1 protein-coding gene is annotated in these 377 nt (G+C 55.2%); it reads right to left on the reverse strand.

Translation table 11 applies throughout. The features are described 5' to 3' along the window. On the reverse strand, window positions 1–377 hold a 377-nt coding region (locus tag JWJ90_RS23025; RefSeq protein ID WP_205229536.1), incomplete at both ends, for a TonB-dependent receptor plug domain-containing protein.

Below are 377 nucleotides of genomic sequence, written 5' to 3' on the forward strand. Positions count from 1 at the left end.
GGTCGAAATATCTGTATCATAGCCGTCCTGTTTTGCATGACTCACGGCGATGGTTGAGCGGAGCGGACCAAAGGCCGAACCTGCCATTGCCTGAATACTCTGTTCGGCAGCCTGCCCCACCCCTCCTTGCACCTCGATTTCCGCCTCGGGCTGCCTTGCAGCAGCACGGGTGATAATATTGACAACACCTCCGGTGGCCTCACTTCCATAGATGGCGGAACTCGGTCCACGGACGATTTCAATACGGTCAACCAGGACTATGGGGATCTGGTTGACATCGACGGTGGCATTGTAGCTGCCCGATATTCTCCGCCCGTCAAGGAGAATGAGAGTATGGCCAGACCCCATACCACGTATGGAGACCTCATTACTTCTTC

The sequence above is a fragment of the Desulfobulbus rhabdoformis genome (assembly GCF_016919065.1).
Lineage (GTDB): Bacteria > Desulfobacterota > Desulfobulbia > Desulfobulbales > Desulfobulbaceae > Desulfobulbus > Desulfobulbus rhabdoformis.